The 22,615-nt window shown below is 45.2% G+C and carries 14 protein-coding genes; 12 read left to right on the forward strand and 2 right to left on the reverse strand.

The window, feature by feature from the left end; all coding sequences use genetic code 11:
• Window positions 1-138: 138 nt before the first annotated feature.
• Genes ACFQZT_RS17240 through ACFQZT_RS17250 form a run of 3 tightly spaced genes read left to right on the forward strand, consistent with a single transcriptional unit; the run spans window position 139 to window position 2,499 of the window.
• The gene (locus ACFQZT_RS17240; protein WP_379302009.1) at window positions 139-1,236 is read left to right on the forward strand and encodes a quinone-dependent dihydroorotate dehydrogenase; all 1,098 of its coding nucleotides are present in this window, start codon (window positions 139-141) and stop codon (window positions 1,234-1,236) included.
• A 26-nt stretch (window positions 1,237-1,262) separates the two neighbouring features.
• Window positions 1,263-2,066: a GTP diphosphokinase gene (gene yjbM / locus ACFQZT_RS17245; protein WP_379302011.1), complete on the forward strand. Its 804-nt coding sequence runs from the start codon at window positions 1,263-1,265 to the stop codon at window positions 2,064-2,066.
• Window positions 2,067-2,070: 4 nt separating this feature from the next.
• Entirely contained in the window at window positions 2,071-2,499 is a 429-nt protein-coding gene (locus ACFQZT_RS17250) for a DUF309 domain-containing protein (protein WP_379302013.1), read from the forward strand.
• Between the two features lie 98 nt (window positions 2,500-2,597).
• Here ACFQZT_RS17250 and ACFQZT_RS17255 read toward each other — a convergent pair whose 3' ends face one another.
• Entirely contained in the window at window positions 2,598-3,305 is a 708-nt protein-coding gene (locus ACFQZT_RS17255) for a hypothetical protein (protein ID WP_379302015.1), read from the reverse strand.
• Between the two features lie 215 nt (window positions 3,306-3,520).
• Between ACFQZT_RS17255 and ACFQZT_RS17260 the strand changes: the two genes are divergently transcribed.
• Both ACFQZT_RS17260 and ACFQZT_RS17265 read left to right on the forward strand, forming a co-directional pair.
• Entirely contained in the window at window positions 3,521-5,617 is a 2,097-nt protein-coding gene (locus ACFQZT_RS17260) for a sensor histidine kinase (protein ID WP_379302017.1), read from the forward strand.
• A 14-nt stretch (window positions 5,618-5,631) separates the two neighbouring features.
• Window positions 5,632-6,279 carry a response regulator transcription factor gene (locus ACFQZT_RS17265; RefSeq protein ID WP_379302019.1) on the forward strand — a complete coding sequence of 216 codons (648 nt, stop codon included), beginning with the start codon at window positions 5,632-5,634 and terminating at the stop codon, window positions 6,277-6,279.
• A 295-nt stretch (window positions 6,280-6,574) separates the two neighbouring features.
• Here ACFQZT_RS17265 and ACFQZT_RS17270 read toward each other — a convergent pair whose 3' ends face one another.
• A complete protein-coding gene (locus tag ACFQZT_RS17270) occupies window positions 6,575-7,078 on the reverse strand; it encodes a thioredoxin family protein (protein ID WP_379302021.1) in 504 nt (167 codons plus the stop codon).
• A gap of 158 nt (window positions 7,079-7,236) precedes the next feature.
• Here ACFQZT_RS17270 and ACFQZT_RS17275 point away from each other — a divergent pair, with 158 nt between their 5' ends.
• From ACFQZT_RS17275 to ACFQZT_RS17305, 7 genes are all read left to right on the forward strand, one after another.
• On the forward strand, window positions 7,237-8,763 hold the full coding sequence (locus ACFQZT_RS17275) for an RsmF rRNA methyltransferase first C-terminal domain-containing protein (RefSeq protein WP_379302023.1): 1,527 nt from the start codon (window positions 7,237-7,239) through the stop codon (window positions 8,761-8,763).
• A gap of 5 nt (window positions 8,764-8,768) precedes the next feature.
• Window positions 8,769-9,524: a pseudouridine synthase gene (locus ACFQZT_RS17280; protein WP_379302025.1), complete on the forward strand. Its 756-nt coding sequence runs from the start codon at window positions 8,769-8,771 to the stop codon at window positions 9,522-9,524.
• Window positions 9,525-9,857: 333 nt separating this feature from the next.
• Entirely contained in the window at window positions 9,858-11,039 is a 1,182-nt protein-coding gene (locus tag ACFQZT_RS17285; RefSeq protein WP_379302027.1) for an S-layer homology domain-containing protein, read from the forward strand.
• 34 nt (window positions 11,040-11,073) lie between these two features.
• Window positions 11,074-18,390 carry a PKD domain-containing protein gene (locus tag ACFQZT_RS17290; RefSeq protein WP_379302029.1) on the forward strand — a complete coding sequence of 2,439 codons (7,317 nt, stop codon included), beginning with the start codon at window positions 11,074-11,076 and terminating at the stop codon, window positions 18,388-18,390.
• 111 nt (window positions 18,391-18,501) lie between these two features.
• Entirely contained in the window at window positions 18,502-19,302 is an 801-nt protein-coding gene (locus ACFQZT_RS17295; RefSeq protein ID WP_379302031.1) for a Cof-type HAD-IIB family hydrolase, read from the forward strand.
• Between the two features lie 114 nt (window positions 19,303-19,416).
• A complete protein-coding gene (locus ACFQZT_RS17300; RefSeq protein WP_379302033.1) occupies window positions 19,417-21,150 on the forward strand; it encodes a hypothetical protein in 1,734 nt (577 codons plus the stop codon).
• A complete protein-coding gene (locus ACFQZT_RS17305) occupies window positions 21,147-22,580 on the forward strand; it encodes a glycosyltransferase (RefSeq protein WP_379302035.1) in 1,434 nt (477 codons plus the stop codon). Before ACFQZT_RS17300 ends, ACFQZT_RS17305 begins: the two co-directional genes overlap by 4 nt.
• Window positions 22,581-22,615 lie beyond the last annotated feature (35 nt).

Below are 22,615 nucleotides of genomic sequence, written 5' to 3' on the forward strand. Positions count from 1 at the left end.
TTTCTTATTCCCTTGCGGCCTTATGGATGCAGGGATTTTTCATATGCGATTCGTTTTGTAACGTTTCTGTCGATTGCATATTTGGACATTGTCGGATAAACTGACTGTTAGAGTACTTACAGAACGGAGTGCATGGACATGCTCTATAAGAAGTTAGGCAAACCCGTCTTGTTCCGAATGGATCCGGAAAAGGCGCATCATCTTACGATTGACGGGCTTAGTGCGGTAGGTGCATTTCCCGGAGGAAAACAGCTGCTGAAAGCGATGTATGGAGTGCCGTATAATCCTTTACTGGCCCAAGAACTGTGGGGAATCGAATTTGCGAATCCGATTGGACTTGCCGCAGGTTTAGATAAAAATGCGAAAGCGGTCAACGGATTTACGCAGCTTGGCTTTGGCTTCATGGAGGTTGGGACGATCACGCCGAAGCCTCAAGCGGGTAATGAGCTGCCGCGGCTTTTCCGCTTGCCTGAAGATCAAGCACTTATAAATCGAATGGGTTTCAACAATGTCGGTGTGGAAGCAATGGCACATCATTTGCAGAAGGTTGGAAAACGTAATATCCCAGTTGCCATAAATATAGGTAAAAATAAAGTAACGCCGAATGAACACGCGGAAGAAGATTACCGTGCATGCATTCGCGCATTGTATACATATGGGGATTTCTTTGTTGTGAATATTAGCTCACCAAATACGCCGGATTTGCGTAACTTACAGCATGGGAATGATTTGTGCAGATTGCTGGATGCCGTTACGGATGAAATGGAAATTCAACAGGAAAAGCACCGGCTTCCGGGCAAACCAGTACTTGTCAAAATTGCTCCGGATCTTACGGACGAAGAGCTGGAATTAACCGCAAGAACGATTAAGGACAGCGGAGTGTCGGGAATTATCGCGACTAATACAACCCTTAGCCGAGCTGGATTACGCCATGCGAATAAAGATCAAGCCGGAGGACTAAGCGGTAAACCATTAACGAGACGGTCGACCGAAGTCATTAGCCGCGTTTATCAATTAACGGAAGGGAAGCTGCCGATCATTGGGTCCGGAGGGATATTCTCCGCTCAGGATGCTTATGACAAAATTCGGGCCGGCGCAAGCCTCGTAGAAGTATATACGGCATTAATTTATGAAGGTCCGGGGCTTCTGCGCCGGTTAAACGATGGTCTTCAAGATTTACTTAAGCGAGATGGGTTCACACATATTTCCCAGGCAATCGGCGCAGATCAGAAATGACTTCATTTGGAATGGAGGCCAGAAAGATGGATGGACGAGACTGGAAAAAATTTCTCCTGCCTTATGAACAAGCGGTAGAAGAGTTAAAAGTTAAATTCAAGACACTGCGTGGCGAGCTGAAAAGCAGGGAAGAATACTCACCAATTGAGTTTGTGACTGGACGCGTCAAAAAAATATCGAGTGTCTTGGAAAAAGCGAAGCGATTAAGCGTTCCGATGGACCAATTGGAGTCGGGCATCGAAGATATAGCGGGAATTCGTATTATGTGTCAGTTTGTAGAGGACATTGAACGTTTGGCTGATCTGATCCGGGCTAGACACGACATGAGTGTTGTCTATGAGAAAGACTACATTACGAACAAGAAGCCGAGCGGTTATCGAAGTTTTCATATTATTATCGAATATCCGGTACAAACCGCTTTAGGTATGAAGCGGATATTGGCAGAAATCCAAATCCGGACGCTCGCAATGAATTTCTGGGCAACGATCGAGCACTCCTTGAATTATAAATATAAAGAAAAACTCCCGGAGGACGTTAGAAATCGTTTAAGTAAAGCGGCTGAGGCAGCTTACTTATTAGATCAAGAAATGTCCAGCATTCGCGGGGAGATTGTGGAATCGCAAAAGATGTTTGAAGATAACTCGAATTTGGTGAATAAAGTGCTGAACTACATTCAAGAACTTTATTTTTATCATCGAGTCCGTGAAGCTGCGCAATTTCAGCTGCGATTTAATGAGATTTGGGAAACGGAAGATGTATGGGCATTGAGTGACTTGGCAACAGAAATTGAAGCTGCGATCACTAGAGCCAAAAAAGGAGACCAATCCTGACCCGATGAGTGTATATGACCGTTTATATGTCGCCTATTTGTATTATTTCAACGAGACAAGAGATTATTTTGAATGTCATGAAGTGATGGAGGAGCTTTGGCTGGAAGAAGGCCGAAGTCCGTTGTATCAAGGTCTGCTGCAAGTTGCAGTAGGCCTTTACCATCATGCGAATGGGAACGTAAGCGGTTCCATTAAACTGTTTAGCGCTGGATTGGACAAATTAGGACCTTATCCGGAGCAAACACTTGGGATCGATCTGGCGAAGCTGGTTCAAGAGAGTAGACGCTATTTGGATAAACTTCTTCGAATTAAGGAAGAGCCGTTCGCCCCTTACGATTTGGACATACGCATCATCGATGAGAAGCTTCAAGAGCTTCTTGATGAGTTAAAGTTGAATCCGCCTATTCATGATGGAGAGGATGGTCATGTTTAAGGTTCAATAAAAAGAATAGAAGAAAAAAGACTGTACACCGTTATCGTGTAGCAGTCTTTTTGTTTAGGGGAGAAAATGCGGGGTGGACTTACGTTGAGTCAGATCTGTTGATGAAGCGGGGAAGGGGAAGGGGAAGGGGAAGAAGTCGAAGAGAAGGCTTTGTAGGATTCGAAAGCGAGGATAGCACCAAACCAAGTGATGGCGAGGTGGATGAGGGAGAAGGAGTAATCGAATATGGGGAGATGCACGAACTGGCTGATGACGAAAATACCTATATTGATAAAGCATAGAATGCCAGGTCCCTTAGGTAATACCCGGGCTTTAATAGAACTCAGCCCGGTAAGCAGCAAACCGATGAGGATGCAGGGTACAATCGGAATTAATACGGCAAGCTGCAAAGGAAATTTGTCAATGCTCATATTATTAATTTGATCGGAAATGACTTTCAGAGCTGCATCATCTTTAACGGCGTCGAACAGGATCGGATAGGCAAGAATCTGAACGGGGCCATGAAAGATTTCGAACATTAAGCCGATAAATAGAACCGGTAGTCCAATCCATCCCCATTTCTTCAGGCCGGCGGACTGTCTGATGAATAATCCTGGCAAACCCAGCAGGATCAAAGTGGAGGCGTAGGCCAATAAAACATGAAGATTAACGGCTTGATTTAAGAATGAGGGGATTTGGGCGACGGAATCCGGAACGTCCTTACCGTGTAAGACTTGCCCTATCACCCCCATAATACCGCCTATGAACAAAGTCCAACCTGAGAAGCGAAGATAACCTTTGGGTACTGAAATGTTCATTTACATCCTCCTTTTGGATTGCTTTATGTTCCATATCATACCAGTTGAACCTTTCCCAACACATAGAGAAGCCGATTCCCGAAGGCTAGGAACTTCTTATGGGAAATTCAAAGAGACCGTTAAAAACCATTTACTCATAATCTTAGTGACTGCTATAATTTCTTTAATTAGAAAGAAATAGAAGGATTGTGATTTCTAATATGAAGGTTATGAGAATGTTTGTTCTCGTCGTGTGCCTGCTGACTTTAGGGCTATTCATTGCCAGCATTCCGGCATTCTTTACAGAAGTCAAAGAACATTGCGCAGTACAAGGTTGTGTCAAATTCTATATTCCACCTCCTGCTCCTGGATGGTTAGAAGCAAATGGCATAAGTCCAGGGCAATTTGCGGCCAGCTACGAATTGATCTACATATTGTTTGGTTTGGCATATATGACTGCAGGGGCCATCATTTTCTATAAAAAATCGGATGAGATGTTAGGCTTATTAGGATCAGTCATGCTATTCACCTTAGGCTGCACCTTTACGCCATTTACCTTTGCGATCGCGGAATATCACTCAACTATTCAATTTTGTATTCGAATTCTCGAAGCTACCGGGTTTTCGGCCTTTATTTTTTTCTTCTTCTTATTTCCAACGGGTCGATTTGCACCGAGGTGGACTTTCATTCTGGCAATTTTGTTAAGCGTACTGCGTGCTCCAGGATTTATTGCGCCTAATACCGTTTTCGATCTGCAGTACGATGCTCAGATTCTTGGTTTTGCCTGGTTGTTTGTATGGGCAGCGTCGCTTGTTGCTATCCAGTGGTACCGCTATAAGAAGGAAATGGGACCATTGGAACGTCAGCAAACCAAATGGGTTGTTTACGGTCTTTCGCTTGCCTTATCCGGACTAATCGGATTAACCGTTGTTTTTATTATTTGGGAAACGGAATTGAACAATGATCCTTTTTTAATGTACGGTATGGAAATAGGGATTCATTTCTCGATGATCGTCATTGCGATTACTTTAATCATGGCCATATTGAGGCGTCGGCTGTGGGATATTGATCCGCTTGTCAATCGGACGCTGTTATATGGGATTTTGACCGTTTGCGTGGTTGGGGCCTATGTCGCCAGTGTTTGGTATATTGGGAGGCTTCTGAACTCACAACACCATTTTTTTGTTTCTCTTGTTGCGACGGGGATCGTCGCCGTTATGTTTGCTCCCGTGAAGGAGAAACTGCAACGTTGGATTAACCGTCTCATGTATGGGGAACAAGACAACCCGTATTCGGTGCTTACTAGGCTGGGGAAACGTCTGGAGGAGCCAATGCCGCCTGAAGAAGTGCTTATGGTTGTAGTACGAACGATCAGGGAAGCGTTGCGTCTTCCTTACGGTTATCTGTCTTTTCGGCAGCATGGCGAAGTTTGGATGACCATTCAGGACGGCACACGGCAGCCGGAATGCGTGGAACATTTCATCGTTCATCAAGGTGAAGTATTGGGGTCGTTGTTTCTGGCTCCGCGTGCCGTTGGAGAAACATTCACGCCCTCGGATCGGAGCTTTCTGGAGACCTTAATTCGCCAGGCAGGAGCCGTGGTCAAAGGTGTAAAGGTATCTCTGGAATTGAAATTGCTCGCAGCCGACTTGCAAGAATCCAGAGAACGGCTGGTTATAGCGAGAGAAGAAGAACGCAGACGTTTGCGAAGCAACCTGCATGATGATTTGGCTCCGCGTTTGGCGTCACTGGCGCTAACCGCAGCAGCTGCAGAAGAGCTGCTCGTTACGGATACGCAGGCTACGAAAACTATTTTAACTGAACTCCGAGCAACAATTCGCAGTACCGTTGCTGAAATACGAAATATGGTGCATAATCTGCGTCCGCCGGCACTTGATGAATTGGGACTTGTAGGAGCGATAAAAGAAAGAATGAACGATGTGTCTTCGCCGGTTCAAAGGGTTCAAAAATGGGAAGGACTACCGGACCTGAATTTTGAACTTCATGTACCTGCCGAGCTTCCAGCGCTCCCAGCGGCCGTTGAAGTGGCTGCTTATCGTATCGTAACGGAAGCCATCGTTAACGTCGTTCGACATGCTCAGGCGAGTGCATGCACCGTGAGTTTGATGATTGATGGTTCACACGGCATGCTCAAATTGGAAGTGCTAGACAATGGGATTGGCCTCGGAGCCAGCACTCGACGTGATCAAGTTGGCGGCATTGGCCTTCAATCTATGCGAGAACGAGCGGAGGAGCTTGGGGGAAGTTGTAAAATTGAGAATGTATCACAGGGTGGAGCGCGGCTCCTTGCATTTTTACCCGTGAATACGTAGACGGAGGAAGCTACATGAAACCATTACGACTTGTGATTGTCGATGACCATCCCCTTTTCAGACATGGCGTATGTACGTTATTCAGTACGATTCCTGATCTCGAAGTTGTAGGAGAGGCAGCGTCAGGTGAGGAAGCGGTTCGGCTCGCCGATGAACTGAAGCCAGATGTGATGCTGATGGATATTCGCATGCCGGGATTAAACGGAATAGAAGCGACCCGGAGCATCGTTAGTGCGAATCCGAGTATACAAATCCTAATCCTTACGATGTTCCAAGACGATTCCTCGGTCTTTACAGCCATGCGTGCCGGTGCAAAAGGATATGTACTGAAAGATGCGGAAAAGGATGAGCTTCTGCGTGCGATCCGTGCGGTAGGCAGCGGTGAAGCTATTTTTAGCAGCGGGATTGCTTCTCGGATGATTGAATATTTTTCATTGGCGCGTCCGGCAGCGCAAGAGGAACTATTTCCCGAGTTGTCCAATCGTGAACGTGAAGTCTTATATCTGATGGAGGGCGGTTCAACGAATGCGCAAATTGCACAAAAATTGGAGCTAAGCGGGAAAACGGTATCTAACTATGTGACTAATATATTGAATAAGCTGCAAGTAGTGGACCGGAAAGAGGCCATGCGACTGGTGAGGGAATCGAAGCAGCGTTTATAGGTGGTCCATATAGGGAAATTACAGATAGCCGGGCTGGACGTACCCTTGTCCGGCTATCTGTAATTTCCGCTCCCTGGTTACCATCTTTCCCGCGCGCTAGCGAATAAAGGCAAACTGCAACGATGGTTTCCATTGTTGCAGGGGTAGGATCAACATCGTAGCGTGGCTGCAACGATGTTTTACATCGCTGTGCGGGGGAGTTCCCCGCGCCAGTGAAAGATTAAAAGACTGTCCTCAATCATCTACGATGATTTTCGGGACAGCCTCTTTTTTGGGTGTACATTTGTGGCATTGATTAGCCTTTATATTTTTCGAAGAATGCTTTGAATATTTCCGGCTTATTGCCTACAGCGGCATTGCCTTCGGGTACACCGCCTACGATGCGATCGACTTCGACGCCGTTCTTATAATATACGAGTGTAGGCGTAGATTCGATATTGTATTTTTGCCAGCCGTCATTAAATTCTTGCAAATTAAATTCTTTCACGTCAATGCCAAGTTCTTTTTCCATCGGAACTAGAACCGGGGTGGTCACCTTACAGTGCGGGCAAGTGGAGGAATAGAAATACTGGAAAAAGGACTCTTTGTTTTTCAGCTTTTGATCCAGATCTTTTGGTAATATGACGTTCTGATAGTTCGGGTCGTTCAATTGTTTCACCGTCTCAGGATGCAGCTTGGAAACGGAAACGCCATATGGATTGTAGGGATAGTCCGCTGATTTGTTCGACTGCTGATTAACGAAGTACAAGCCTCCGAATAAAATAACAACGATGCCCAGATAAATAAGCAGTTTCTTCATTATGCACCTCTTTTAAGTAAATACTTTCTACCTTACTTTCTAGAAAAGTATAGCATATCCTGTCCTTTTTTTGAAAAATATTGGCTGTTTCGTGACAAGTCAGCTATAATACCGATAGGTTCCAAGGAACAGCAAGTCCGGAAAGGGAAAGATGAAACATGAACAACAAGCTGCCTGCCGCATTTACAGAGAAAATGAGCGATCTGCTGGGCAGAGACGAGTTTGAATTATTTATGGATTCTTATGATGAGCCGCGCGTTTTTGGTTTGCGTGTGAATTCGAGTAAGATTGGGGTTCAAGCGTTTTTGGCAAAAAGCCCTTTTGCCCTGAGTCCAGTACCATGGGCTTCGGAAGGGTTTTATTATGAAGATGGCGAGAGGCCGGGCAAACATCCTTATTATCACGCGGGTCTGTACTATATTCAAGAACCTAGTGCCATGGCGCCGGTCGAGCTATTGCATGTACAGCCGGGAGAAAAAGTGCTCGATCTATGTGCTGCGCCGGGCGGAAAGTCAACACAAATTGCAGCTAAACTTCAAGGCGAAGGCATGTTAGTCGTGAATGACAACCACTCTGACCGAGTGAAGGCGCTTGTCAAAAATCTCGAGTTATTCGGTGTTCGAAATGCAGTGGTATTGAATGAAAAGCCGGAGCGGATGATGGCTGTTTTCCAGAGCTATTTCGATAAAATATTAATAGATGCCCCTTGTTCGGGGGAAGGCATGTTCCGTAAGGAAGAGGATATGATGTCGCAATGGCAGCGCCATTCGGTGACAGAGTGCTCCATCATGCAGCGGGAGCTGCTTGGACAAGCTGCGCATATGCTGGCACCAGGCGGAACGATGGTGTATTCAACCTGCACCTTCTCGCCGGAGGAAAATGAAGCGCAGATTGCCGGATTTTTGGATCAGCATCCGGACTTTGAAGTGGTGAGGGTTGAAGGTTTCGCAGAAGGACGTCCGGATTGGGTACGGGCGCCATATTGTGCTGAGGGCGCTTATTCGGAGCGGGCTTTGGAAGCTGTCGCCGGCACGGCTCGGCTTTGGCCTCACCGATTGAAGGGTGAGGGGCATTTTGTCGCTGTGATACGGCGGAGTGGTGGGCGTGATGTAGTGAGAGAAACCGATCGAGGAGCGGGGAAAGCAGCCGACTTTGTGTCGGCTGCGGTGGAAGGGAAGCGCAGCGGTCGTGAGGCGCTGCGGCGGGGCGGCCGCGCGGATGCTTCGCGCGCGGCTGTAAATCTGGAGCCGCTGCTGGCGTTCGCGGGCGAGCTGCTGCGCAGCGAGCCCTTCGCCGCCGGGCGGCTCGTATGCTACGGCGACCACGCGTATGCGTCGCCGGCGGGTTTGCCCGAGCTGCACGGACTGAAAGTCGTGCGGCCGGGCTGGTACATCGGCGCGCTGCACCGCGGCCGATTCGAGCCGTCCCATGCGCTAGCCATGGGACTGCGGATGGGAGAAGCCAAGCGAGTTTTGAGCTTGGCTTTGAGCGACGGGCGAGCCCTTCGGTACCTGAAGGGCGAGACGCTTGAGGTCGCGGAGAGTGAAATTCTCCGCGACTCGAAAGAGACACAGGCAGCCAAAGGCTACTGCCTGGTCTGCATTGACGACCATCCCGTCGGCTGGGGCAAGTGGCACGACGGGATGCTGAAAAACGAATACCCCCCCGGTTGGAGGTGGACTTAACCTTTATGAAACAAACACAGCGGCTCGATAAAATACTCGCCCACATGGGTATCGGCACGCGTTCTGAACTCAAACGCCTTACTAAAGCTGGGGCGATTGTCGTCAACAGCGTGAAAGTGAAAGATAGCGGGATGCAGGTTAATCCCGATAAGGACCAGATCGTGGTCAACGGGGAACCGGTTGTTTATCGTGAGTTCGTCTACCTGATGATGAACAAACCACAGGGTGTTGTATCTGCAACCGAAGACAACCGTGACCGTACAGTCGTGGATCTGTTGGATGCTACATACGCACCGTTCGAGGTGTTTCCGGTTGGTCGGTTGGATAAGGATACCGAAGGATTGCTTTTGCTAACAAATGACGGTAAATTGGCTCATAATTTGCTCTCCCCACGCAAGCATGTCCCCAAAAGCTACTTCGCCAAAGTGGAATGGGAGGTTGAGGAGGTGGATAAGGAAGCCTTTGCTCAAGGAGTCACTTTGGATGACGGATACGAGACGCTTCCGGGGATATTGAACATTTTGAAAGTCGGAAGTGAGTCGGCGGGCCAGCTATCAGAAATCGAACTCACCATTATGGAAGGCAAATTTCATCAGGTCAAACGTATGTTCCAAGCAGTAGGTAAAAAGGTAGTGTACCTAAAACGCATTTCCATGGGACCGCTGCAATTGGATGAAAGCTTGCGCCTAGGCCAATCGAGAGAATTGACCGAAGAGGAGCTCTTAACCCTCCGTAATGCCCATGAAACCATGGAAAATTAAACTAGGTATTGATCAATCTACCAGTTTGTGGTATTTTAACTGAAGAAGAATATTGTGTGCGTGCGGAAGAACCGCCCATGCTGTCGCTAAAGTAATATTGGCGATCGCTGGGTGGTTTTTTTGCTTTATTTTTGTCAGATTATGGATTTAAAAAGGTAGACGTTTACAGAAATGTTATGTCATACTACCGATATGATAGAAGCCACATTTTGGATGGATTAAAGAAGCGAAATTCTGAGGTAAGATTTCTATTTATTTATAAAGGGAGAGTTATATCAAAACGAGGTACACTTTTTTCAAAGACTAAGGATCAACATAGGGGAGGATTTTTTTATGAAAAAGAAATTAGCGGTTTTTTCAACTGCATTGATGATTTTGACCTGCAACGCCATTCCAACTATGGCTAATGACAATGCATCAGCTTTTGCTGATCTTAGAGATCACTGGGCGAAAAATTCTGTAGCAACTGCTATTTCTAAGAAATACGTTGATGGGTATGGCGACGGAACATTTAGACCAGAGAATTTCGTCAGTGTCGCGGAGTTCATCAAAATGGTAGTCACCGCGACTCAGCTTCCTGTTCTCGGTAATACGGAAGGCAGAGAGTGGTATGTTCCTTATGTTAAAGCTGCAGTTGAGAAGGGAATCGTGCGAGAGGACTCGATCAATACTGATATGATAAATAAGCCAATTTCCAGGCTTGAGATGTCCAAAATTGCAGTTAGAGCAACTGATCCTACGCTGCAGCAAAAATACGTTAGCATTAATGATCAAGGGGCAATGTTCACAGCTGCAAGTAAGGGGCTGATTCAAGGACTTGCAAATGGTGAATTGGCTCCGGATGGAAGTACTACCCGTGCCCAATCTGTAACTATTATCGAACGCATTCTTAGCTTGAATAGTGGCGAAAAGCTGGAAATAGATAAGTTGGCCATTTCTAACGCAGAACTTAAATTTAAGCGCACGAATATGTTTTCCATGATTCCAGTATTTGGCGGGAAGCAAGGGGTAGGGTACGAATGGACTCCGGAAAAGCTGGTACTGGAAACGGCTGACGGCAAATTTAAAGGCGAGATTGACCAGGTTATTGCTATTGATATGGCTAATCCAGACGATCCTAATCGGGAGTTGCTAGGGGATATTAATGAACTACATTGGTATCCACAAGGCCATAAAGGAGATATGCCTTTGGTGAAAGACTACCCAGATAGCTATGTCATTTTGGTGAAAAGTCACGTTGACTACAACAAAGATACCCAAGCATATGCTGAAAATTTTGGTGTAGGTTTTTCGATTTATGGCTTTAAAAGTCCTGATCCTGCAGCATTAGCGGACGGCACTCTAAATACACTAGCGCAAGTGTTCAAGACTAAACGTGGAGATATGGGTGCTTTTATCCTACCCAAAAAAGGTTACACAGTACCTAACGGTATTTCTATCAAACTGAACGCCCCTGCAAGACCACCAGTAGATAATTCAACACGCACAATAACCACAGTATGGGTGGAAAAGTAGTAAGGTTTGGGTTCAAAAGGGGAGGTGATCAGTTTTGCGCTTAAATAAGACCAGAAAACGTGCGAGATTGATAAGTGTAATCATGCTCATCGTAATGTTTTTCAATTCTCCATCCACACTGGTTTTTGGCGAAGCACTCATTAAAGCTTTTGCGGCAACTCCGGTTTCTATAACGACACCACTGAGTTTTAGTTATGGAGGGGCCAGTTTGGTCGGGGATAAATACTATTCAACCAGTAGCTACTTATCTGGGGGGAGTATCAACGTAACAGTTCCATCGGGTAAAGTCATTAGTAAAATTATTCATGGTTCCCAGGACATTACGCCACCAGCTGCAGTTGGTAGGAATAGTTATTTCGGACTTGTAAATGACATTAACGGTTCTTCCCAGGACGTAGTTTCAATTGGAAATGCTGCAGGAACGCAAGGGTACTATGCGTGGTATCGTTATATGCCCGGTGGATCCCAAGGGCGAAACTGGTACGCTGATGTGCCGGATAAGAACGGAAACATTGTGAAGATAAGCTGCGGACCGGATAATTTTGGACCTGCGACCTACAGAAATATTTCAAGTGCTTCCACGGAATCGATCAATGGATATTCGATGCCTACACTTCCCGGTTGTTCAACAACGGATTCTAATTTTTCGCAATTAAGAGCATTAAGTCTGGGAGCAACGAAAGATCAGCCCTTTACTACATCCGCTGGCGTAAATATTCCTGACTCTGCAGTGACTAATGTAGTCGCAACCTCTGCACAAATAAATACAGATTTGAAACAACCAATACCTGGACCAGATAGTTATCATAGCGGTTATCCGCGACCAGAAATTATCTCAGGAATTGGAGTCACACCAAATACTAATGATGCTGGACAGTATAGGGTGTATTTTCAGCAGAGGTTTACTGATTTCGATAGTGCCAACGATTCGTCAAGAGAACTAGGAAATCCACCAAACGGCGCTAAAGTGATCGTTTACTACGCAGCTTTCGTTGTTGATCTGGCCGGGAAAACCTATCAGTACGACAATCAAGTAACTGTGCAGTATGAAACTCCGCCGAACGCACCGAACCTTGTTGTAGGGGCGGTGACAGCTCCATCATGCGTAGAAGTAAACAAGGCTACATCTTTTTCATTTTCGTTTTCAAACACAGGTGGAGCAGATATCACGACACCATTTCAAGCTAAAGTCGTCATTGACGGATCCACATTTCAGACCTATGACTACACTGGACTTGCAGCTGGTGGAAGTAAAACCGAAACATTCAGCAAAACGTTCGGAGGGACTTCCAGCTATAATGTAGCGGTATTCGTGGATACTGTCACAGGAGAAAGCAACACAGGCGATAATAACAAATCGGTGACTGTAACTCCGCAAGCCAGCTGTGCGGCTACACCGATTCCGGAAGTCGTAACGGGCGATTTCAATATTGAAAAGTTAACGATGCCCTACGGTGATAGCAACACCATGTTTCCGGTTGGTGTTTCCGTAACTGGTACGAGCAGCGGTACAACCTGTGCAATTAGCCAATTCGGCTTTATCTTCGAGCAAGACGGCATTATTCGTGATTATGTTGGTCCGGCATCATTTTCTAGTACCCAAGGCTTCTCCGGACCTCCGTATCCTGGGGGGATGGGCGAAGGAAGTGTAAATGTAAAGATGAAAATTGTGACGACTTGCGGAACGACAAAGGTTGTCGGACCTAAGAGTTTCACGATTACAGTTGCGGCAAATAATAATCCACCTTTTGGATCTCCAGGATGGTTTGCGAGGGGCAACACGAATAACTATCCTGCCATCGATGAGGTTGTCGTAGATAACTACATCGATCTTGGTATCATCAAAGATAAATCGAAGACCCCAGAAGAACCTTACGATCCGGAAGGCGATGGATTCTTCCCGACGTGGGATTTTGCCGGAAGCTCTGACCCTTGGATTCAGAATTTGGGAGATAAGAAGAACGGCTATGGATTCTATGAACACGACGAAAGGTTCAGCAATATCAAGGCTGATGTCTTAGGCCCACACACTGTTAAAATGAAACTGACGGATACAAGAGGCGCACAAAGCAGCTGGCGATCTGCGACAATCAATGTCGTGAAACCGAATCCGATAGCCGCTTGTGACGCACCGGCACAAATGAAGTCGAACCGACCATTAGCGCCTTCAGCCATCAATGCCGACAAGAGCCGCAGCCCAATGGGCCGGACAATCGATCACTCGAAAGATGAGTGGACGAACAAGCAATCGACGTACACGAACAACACCGGCAGCGATATCACAGTCACAGTAACCTTGAACAAAGTTTATGACTCCGCTGGCTTGGCTTCTGAAAATTCAAGCAGCTGTAACATCGTTGTTCATCCGGATTACCCGCCAATCGCCAAGATCAACGCCCCGACATTGGGGATCCGAGGCGAGGACTTTGACGTGCTGAACGAATCTTACAGCCCGGACGGCGACAATCTGACGCAAACGATCTGGTACGTCAGATACGACGCAAACAATGATGGAGTTTTCGATGATGCGACAGAGCCATGGACGGTTGTTACTGGAACGCTATCGAAATATGTGTTCCATCCTACGAAAGTCGGGAAGTACAAATTCAAGCTGCGCGCCATTGAAGAATACGGCGCTTGGGCCGAAGCCGAATCCGGCGTGATGGACGTAATCAACCAAGCTCCGGAAGTCAGTTTCGATCTTTCGGGGAACAGTCCAAATCCGGATCCGAACCCGCCGCAGCTTTACAAAGCTTCGGATGTGCTGAAACTATGGACGCTATTTGCAACAAATACCAATAGTGTTCTGAGCAAATCTCCGACCTACAACTGGCAGAATGAAAACGAAGGGCTACTGTCCGGCGCTGGTAAAGGGAAGGAAAGGCAGTACATCGGGGCAAATCGAATTTCAACGCCATACGGATTTGGGGGAGCAACGGCCTACAGTTCACCGTTCAATGATAACGGCTTTGGTAAGAACGGTGTTTCGATCTATAAGGCAATGACATCCCCGAATCCAGGTTATTCACAGCCTTTGTTGATTCCTGGTCCAGATGGCCAGCCAACAACGTATGTTGGTGGGGGAACACCCATTGAAACCGATAAAGTCCATCTTTATTTTCAATTAGGGGATTACTCTTCTAGCTACTCATCCGGTAGTACATTCTATGCTTTGAATAAGAATAAGATTGGCCGATATCAGCTAGACCTTGTATGGTCAACTGGTTGTAGTGGATGTTTCTCTTCGGGAACGTATACCCACAGATGGCTTGACGGAAATCCTTATGATTATACGCTCAATTATAAGAATATCCCATCAAGCCTAGTCACAGTGAAAACTATACCTCATTACACTAATCAAACGCAGGATTACACCATGAATATGTCAGAGGCAATAGAGTACGGAACCGTAAAATTTGTTTATGCAGAGAAAACGGTATACATGCTGTTCACGAAGGATACACCAACCAAACAAATCTACGATACATCGGGGGATAGGGATAAAACGTACACGCAGTGGACTTATAATTCAATGGCGTGTTCGTTCAAGGCACTAGATGGTTCATTAATCGGCTGCTTTGATGTTCCTGGTACAAATGGAAGTTACACCATTACCTTAAAAGATAGGATTGCCAAAAATGATCATCTTCTATTTTTGTTTGATAGTGATGGTTATTATAGCTCGAACGGTTATTTTGGTAATAGTTTTTCAGAAGTTGATCAATACGGAAACGTTGTTAACACTGGCACAATTACTGGGAATAATCCTTGGATTCCAATGACGTATGAGGCCAAGACGACTTATTGGCCATCAACTAATCCGGCAAGCTATAGTCCTCCCCGATATGTCAATACCTCTTGCAGCTTTAATCAGTCTGGAGGTACACCGTATAAAGATCGGGATGGAAACACGTATTTTTATGAAGAAAAAGTATGCCAAGCCCCTGATGGAAGTGCAATGCGAGGTTATACAGAGTGGAATATGAGAGCTTACCCGGAATTAGGGTTAGGGATCTACGTGGCTAAGTATGACAAGGATTATAAAATCGTTTGGAGAGCTAGAACTGGAGGAAACGCCTTATATTTTAGTGCTGCTTGGAACTATGATTGGTCCGATAACATTAATACAATGATTGTCAATCCACTAAATAACACAATCGTCACCAAAACGCTCTATACGGTCGGTGGCTCATACGGAGATAGCAGAACCATCGTCAATAACACCATCGATATGACAACAGGAGCAGTTTGGGGATGGGGCGGTCCGGTAGTTAGTGGGATGTCAACTGCCATGCACGTCGATGGGGCGGGTAATTATGTTGGTGGAGGAAATTGCCCTTCCAACATCTATAACCAATGTGCTGATTTTAGCACTGGTGCGAATCGGACTCTTTCAGGAACTGTCGGATTTGTGTCCGGTGCAACTGAAACTGTAAATCAAAAAGGATTCTCTGAATACATGGGTGATGGATTGCTTCTGAGTGCGTGGATGTATCGTAGCTGGGTTACGGGTGGAGGTAACCCACCATACGGAGAAACCGTATATTGGATCGACAAGGGGCCGGTAGCAGAAGCCCCAGCCGTTACGCCAAGATATCAATACGGACAATTCTTGTCCGGCCCTACAGCCTCAGATGCAGACATCATGTTCAACTTCAAAACCGATCAAGTGAAAATCGATACGGAGCTTTTCGGATTCTCGTTCCGAATGCAGGATGGTATGAACCGTTACGCCTTGGAGTTCGATGGTGTTAATGCTTACCTTGCCGAGTACGTTAATGGTGTAAGGACTGTCATTTCAACTTCTGCATACAACATCCAGGACAGCAAGAGCTACAGCGTGAAGATCCGGACGGTCGGAAACACGATGAACGTCTGGATCAACAAGGTAAACTACTTTGCTGATATCGTAGACAATACTTATGCAGTAAGAGGCAAGTTCGGGCCATTCACGAATAAGTCTTTCGTGAATTTCTCAGCAATGACGATGAAGCCATACGCCGAAGCTGATCTCTGGAATGCAGATTATGCAATCATGGATGAACAAACCGGAAAAGCGGATCTAAAGTACGATAACGTCATTTTCGATGATCCGGAGAAAGACCCGATGGCTGGTTCATTCAGCTGGAATTACGTTCACACGCCAATGTTTATCGATAATGGCGGCGTTTCTCCACTGAGCGGCAAAAGCTTCACATCGGGGCAACCGACATTTGACCGGGTAGGGAAGTGGGATGTTTCACTGAAAGCAAAAGACGACCCATATCCGATTCCGAAGTATAAATACCCGGACATGACCTTTGATGCGTACAGGAAAAATTCTAATTCTTTCAAGAAGAGCATTATTGTCCATCGTCGTCCGGTCGCTCAATTCAGTCTAGTTATGAACTCAGACGGATCCGTAAGCTGGACTGACACTAGTTACGACCCCGATAGGTACAATGTTCCGACCGGGCATATTGAACCGGGATATGAAACGAGCAGAGGAATTGTAGAAAGAAAATATTGGTTCATTGCTCCGGATGGAACAATGTCTGAAACGAAATTGGACAGGATTACCGATTCGGGTACGTACACCGTTGGATTGCAAGTCAAAGACGAATTTGGCGCGTGGTCATGGCAGGAAACGAATACGCTCGATGTCGGTTTAAAACCAAACAACCCGCCGAAGGCAGTTTTGACTTTCCCTACAGGATCCAAAGACACTCCTGATTATTTGCCTGTAGGATCTAAACCGACGATTACATGGAACCAAACGGATATCGACCCAGACACTACGTACACAGGATATGAGGTATTTATCAGCCAGCTGACAAAGAATTGGATGGGGCAAGATATTGAGTATGAAGGATATGGATCGGGGATTAAATCATTTAATACCAAAGCTGAGATGTACAGTTACTTGGCTACTATCGTGGGAGATGTAAATTCAAAGTGGAGAGTTAAGGTTAGAGTTAAGGATGAAACCACTTGGTCGGCATGGTCAAACGAAGGATTTTTAGGTAGTCGTAGACCACCGGCAGTACAATTGACATTCCCAACCGGAACCTATGATAATCCAACACCTGTAACTGATTTGCGTCCTACAATCAGGTGGAATCAAAAGGACGAAGATACAGGAATGATTTCTTATCAGCAAATTCGGGTTTGGGCTGAGGATGGCACTACAGTAGTAGCTAGTGCTGACATTAGCGTTCCATATGCTAACCGAAGCAAACTGACGGACAGCTGGACAATGAATGTTGATGCTCCAAGAGGATCTAAACTGAAAGTTCAACTCCGAGTTATGAATCAAAATTCCGTTTGGTCCGATTGGAGTAATATCGGTTGGATGACCACGAATAGTCCTCCTACAGCAACTATGTTAGATCCGTCAGGAACGCAGTCTTCACCGACGATTTATAATACGACCAAACCAACTTTTAAATGGAAGCAAACAGACCCTGATCTTAATACGGTCTTTAGTTATTTCCAAATTCAAGTGACCAATGAAGACAATACAGTCATGGTTCTGGATTCATCGGCGGTTGCTCAAAATACCGGGGATGAAACTGGATCATGGAATGTTACTTCCGATCTTCCTGCAGGGCAAAAACTACGAGTCAGAGTCAGGGTTTATGATGGCTATGTATGGTCGGACTTTTCTGCGCAGACTTGGCTCTATATTAACAGAGCACCTGTCGCTGATTTTGATTGGTCCCCGAAACCAGTTTGGGAAGGTGACTTGGTTCAACTAAACAACGCATCATATGATTTGGATGGAGATCCGTTGACTTATGAATGGAAGATTCAAGAGCCAGATGGAATTATATACAAATTTACATCAAGGAACATAACTCATCAATTTCACCAGCCAGGGAATTATAGGGTCACCTTAATGGTTTCGGATGGATATCTTGCTTCGACCCTAACAAAGTTCATCACGGCAGTGCCATTAACCATACAATCCGAGGTTAACTACACGGATGATTGGTTAAAACTTCATGAAAAAAGCGGTCACCAAACGGTGCTGACTCCAAAGGATTTTTATTCAGGTGAAATTTTTGTGGTGTCCAGCAGAAGTTCTCCCGCACCCGTCCTTGAAGTTACTTCATGGATTGACACTATAGGGCTAGATGGGCGCACTCTCTATGTATCACAAATATTACCTGCATCTAGTGGGGATGCGACCCTGTTTCAAGGAGAATTGTTCGATCCGAAATTTCAGTCCTATACTGAGGGTTTGCCGCAGGGGTTACAGCAGATTCATTTTAAGATCCGCTATCGAAACGGCGTCGTAAAAACAGAAGATATTCCTGTCCAAATCATTGGGAATGTCAATAAATCGGTTGGTGTCCATAGAGTACAGTAGTCTTGTGACAGTTATCTTCGGATAGCTGTCTTTTTTGTAAATAGGGTAAACAGGGGGCTAATCCTGTGGTACAATAGGTCGATAAAAAGAGAGTAAGGGAGAGAGGGAATCATGAAGTTTAAATTAATTGCATTGGACGTGGATGGGACGCTGTTAAATGATCAATATGTGTTGACCGAGCGTACCAAGCAAACGATTCAGGAAATTCATGATACAGGTTGTCACATTGTACTTTGTACAGGAAGAGCGCCGGCAAGTACTTTACCCATTCTCCAGGAACTTGGACTTGAAGGAACCATGATCACCCATAATGGTGCGGCGACGGTACATGCAGATGAAAAGGGGCAATCATTAATAAATGAATTTGCCTTTTCCCTAACTGAGATTCGGCCAATGCTGGATTATGCAAGGCGAGAAGGGATCCATTTTGATGTATGTACGCCTTTCAATATGTATATCGAAAAAATTGGAGATTACGAAAAGCAGATGTACAAAAAGTTCATGATTAATCCGAAACTTGTAACGGATGTGACTGAATTAGAATTGCCGATTGTGAAATTCACCCTATTTGCTCAACCTGATGTGTTGGATCGGGTACAAAAGGAATGGGAAGAGCAGCAATTATACGGCGATTTGCGAATGATCCGCAGCGGAGACTTGTTTATCGATGTGATGAGTGCAAAAGCTAACAAAGGGAATGCGTTGAAGGCGCTAGCGGTTTCATTGGAAATCGATGCTGAAGAAGTTATGGCTATCGGGAATTATTATAATGATTTGGAAATGATAAAGTTTGCTGGACTGGGTATCGCTGTTGCAAACTCACCAGAAGATGTGAAAGAAGCCGCGGATGCGGTCACTGCTTCGAATAACGAAGATGGTGTGCATGAGGCGATTGTGAAGTATTGTTTATAGGAATTGAACACGGAAAATCCTCGATTTATGAGGATTTTTGTCGTTTTAGGGGGTTCTTCCAGAATATTACCTATGGTAGAATGGAAGAAAGACTTTAGATACGGTGGTGTGAAAATGGAAAGAGAGAAAAAGGCATTTTGTAAGAAGGAAAAAATAGCGGGGATTGTTGCGAGTGCAGCCATTGCTGCGGTTCCATTTTTGGTGACTCCTGCGGAACATGGGTACGCGGAAGCAAGTGGAAGTCCTTCAAGTAGTCCAACAACGACTCCAACCCCGATTCATAAGATCCATACTATTTTTCTCCCGGAACATGGAACAAAAAATATAGATTTAGCATCGCTGTACGATGGATCTGATTTTCAAGTTACGAGCACTGATCCAAATGTTGCTGACTGGAACAAAGCATTTCTTCAAAAAGGACTTTTACGAATTAATGGTAATTCATCAAAAGGTTCAGCTGCGAAATCAACTTTTACTGTGACTTTAGATAAGACTGAAGATTCGAATACCAAGCAATACATTGACACTTTCGACGTAATTGTTGTTTCCGATATGGATAATAAGTTCACGATTACAAATACAGTTAAAGTCCTGCAAGCAATCCCAGAGAGTTTTGAGAATAAAACTAAAGTTCAAGAGCTTCTTAGTAATATTGATCCTCAAAGCATCGATAAACCAGATCCATATAACAGAGAAGGGAATCTTGCGCCTGTTCAAATAAACAATGCCGGTGCATTCCATTCAGTAGTTGGAAAGGAAGTTGAAGTAGATTCTTTAGGTATTAATAATTTAGTTGGCATATACCAAAACTATTTCGATATTAATTCATTTTATCAGGATCCAGATGGCAACTCTGAGGGATTTAATGAATTAAAAGCAATCTTTGTTCCTGTTAACGAAAATAGCAATGTTCAAGTGATCACTAACGTTGATGGAAACCAAACGCTAAAATTTGTCAAACCGGGAAAGGCATCTCTTGATGTCTTGGTTCTTGACGGCAATGGAGGTGTTACTCTTGGTAAAGTTGATTTTGAAATCGATGCTTCAGAGGTGTATGAAATTGACAAAAATACATCTGTTAAATTGAATCTCGCGGACGTTTTCTCAGTCTCCAGTAGTGCTATTACACATTATGATTCCGAGATATTGGAATACGAAAACACAGATGGTGAAAGCAATGAAGAGTATGACGGTGTCAAAGTTATTAACGGGAATACGTTTGAGTTTGCGCCAATAAACACCATTTATAAAATTAGAGCTATGCATGGTGACACTGAAGTTGAATCTAAGATTTTCGTTGTGAAAAATAATAGTGAATTAAACGATAATTTCCTTGGCGATCGTGGAATTTATCAAGGAAGCAAGCTGGAAGTAAATCTGCCTCAAATGTTCCCTACATTAACAGGTGCCACTGTACAATACTCGGTTTATCAAGAATATCCTTCTGTAACAGGAATTACTTACAGAGAAGAAGATGATAACACATGGCTTTTCGAAGGTGTAAAAGGTGTAGAAGGTGAAGAACAGACCTCTGCATTCTCTGTTGTGGCCAAGGATTCGTTGAATCATATAACATATGTAGATAAATTAAACCTAACACTTGTACCAAGAATGAATAGTCGTTCCACGATATATCCTCAGGATCTGTTTGACTGGGATATTGAAGGAAACTTTGTAAAGGTAGGGGCAGAGGGCTCTGATATCGATGTTAAATTAGAAACGGACAGCGGGATTTATGTGGATGTTACGGGAAATCCAACAGAATCCACGAATGTTACTTTGGGAATATACAATAATGATAAGTTGAAGGCTAAGTATCGCATACCTTTTAATAACGGTATACAATGAGCCATAGCACCACCCCCATCATCGAACATCTAAAACAGCATAGATACAAAGAAGCAGAGCTTGCAGCCAAAGATCAAATTCGCGCAAATCCGCTCATCGCCCAAAACTGGGTATTCCTTGGGGAAGCGCTCATGCATCAAGGTTATGGCAGCGCCGCTAAAATAGTGTTTCAGCGCGCGTGGCTGCTTGACCCGGAGGCAACTTGGGTGGATCCGGTTTGGGAAGCGTTGGACTCTATTCCCGAAGGGGATGAGCGAGTGGATATCGAAGGGTTGCTGCATGTGAGAAAGGCAACGATCACAGCAGGAATCATCTCGTACAATATGGAGAACACGATTGAACGCTGCCTGGATTCCCTTGAAGGCGCTGTGGACCAGATTGTATTGATTGATTGTTCCACAGATCGTACTAAAGAGTTGGCTTCCAGGTATTCGAATGTAACGATTGTTCCTTACGCATGGGAAGATGACTTTGCAGCTGCCCGGAACGCAGGGCTTCCGCATATGAGTACGGACTGGGTGTTCTGGATCGATGCAGATGAATATCTTGTCAAAGAAGATATTGCCGCTGTGCGAGAAGCGATTGGTGTTTTTCATGATACGCAACAACCGGCTATCCTTTGCTTATGGCAGATCAATATCATTCAAGGGACAGCCAAACATAATTTCGCACAGGCTCGACTGTTTCCCCTTCGCCGCGGCCTTCGTTACTGGGGGCGGGTTCATGAACAGGTCGGAACGAAATCTGGTGTTTATCATGACGACGTGTTACGTCACAAGGTCAAGATTAGAGTGTTGCACGATGGTTATGAACCAGAGGTTATGGAAAGCAAACAGAAAATTGAGCGTAATCTGAAGCTCCTTCGCATGATGATTCAAAGTGAGCCTGATAACCCAGCATGGTGGTTTTACTTGGGAAGAGAACTCCTGGGAACAGGTGATGAGCAGCAAGCGCTTCATGCTCTTAATGAAGCAGAACTATTAGCCAAAGTACATCCTCATTTCGGTAGATTGCTGGATATTTATAAATATATGATGGGCATTTATTTCCGAGGAAATGACTGGGGACAAACGGAAGCTGTTTGTAAAAAAGCATTGGCGTATCAAGCGGATTTCCCGGATGCTCACTACATGCTTGCACAGGTTCGCATGAGACTGGCGGATCAGCTTTATCACGAGGCGCGGGTTGGTTTGAAGAAGTCGATTGAGTCATTCCATACATACCGCAATATTGTTTCGCCAGATCATGAAATCGCCGAGTGGAAGGCGGATCTGGCGATGGCGGAGCTAGCTGAGCGGGCAGGGAAACCTTCAGTTGCGAGATCTATGTATATGAATTTGATAAAAAGCTACCCCAAGCATGCAAAGAAGGTGACTAAGCGCCTTACCGCCATCGAAGCCGAACGCCTGCGACTCAATCAAATACCATAACCAATCACAAAAAGAGACTGTCCATTGTCATCGAT

Source organism: Paenibacillus sp. GCM10027628, from assembly GCF_042676385.1.
Classification (GTDB): domain Bacteria; phylum Bacillota; class Bacilli; order Paenibacillales; family NBRC-103111; genus Paenibacillus_E.

Bases quoted from the DNA above. Each gene is read 5' to 3' on its own strand.
- ACFQZT_RS17240 (WP_379302009.1), top strand. From the start codon at position 139: ATGCTCTATAAGAAGTTAGGCAAACCCGTCTTGTTCCGAATGGATCCG.
- yjbM (WP_379302011.1), top strand. From the start codon at position 1,263: ATGGATGGACGAGACTGGAAAAAATTTCTCCTGCCTTATGAACAAGCG.
- ACFQZT_RS17250 (WP_379302013.1), top strand. From the start codon at position 2,071: ATGAGTGTATATGACCGTTTATATGTCGCCTATTTGTATTATTTCAAC.
- ACFQZT_RS17255 (WP_379302015.1), bottom strand. From the start codon at position 3,305: ATGAACATTTCAGTACCCAAAGGTTATCTTCGCTTCTCAGGTTGGACT.
- ACFQZT_RS17260 (WP_379302017.1), top strand. From the start codon at position 3,521: ATGTTTGTTCTCGTCGTGTGCCTGCTGACTTTAGGGCTATTCATTGCC.
- ACFQZT_RS17265 (WP_379302019.1), top strand. From the start codon at position 5,632: ATGAAACCATTACGACTTGTGATTGTCGATGACCATCCCCTTTTCAGA.
- ACFQZT_RS17270 (WP_379302021.1), bottom strand. From the start codon at position 7,078: ATGAAGAAACTGCTTATTTATCTGGGCATCGTTGTTATTTTATTCGGA.
- ACFQZT_RS17275 (WP_379302023.1), top strand. From the start codon at position 7,237: ATGAACAACAAGCTGCCTGCCGCATTTACAGAGAAAATGAGCGATCTG.
- ACFQZT_RS17280 (WP_379302025.1), top strand. From the start codon at position 8,769: ATGAAACAAACACAGCGGCTCGATAAAATACTCGCCCACATGGGTATC.
- ACFQZT_RS17285 (WP_379302027.1), top strand. From the start codon at position 9,858: ATGAAAAAGAAATTAGCGGTTTTTTCAACTGCATTGATGATTTTGACC.
- ACFQZT_RS17295 (WP_379302031.1), top strand. From the start codon at position 18,502: ATGAAGTTTAAATTAATTGCATTGGACGTGGATGGGACGCTGTTAAAT.
- ACFQZT_RS17300 (WP_379302033.1), top strand. From the start codon at position 19,417: ATGGAAAGAGAGAAAAAGGCATTTTGTAAGAAGGAAAAAATAGCGGGG.
- ACFQZT_RS17305 (WP_379302035.1), top strand. From the start codon at position 21,147: ATGAGCCATAGCACCACCCCCATCATCGAACATCTAAAACAGCATAGA.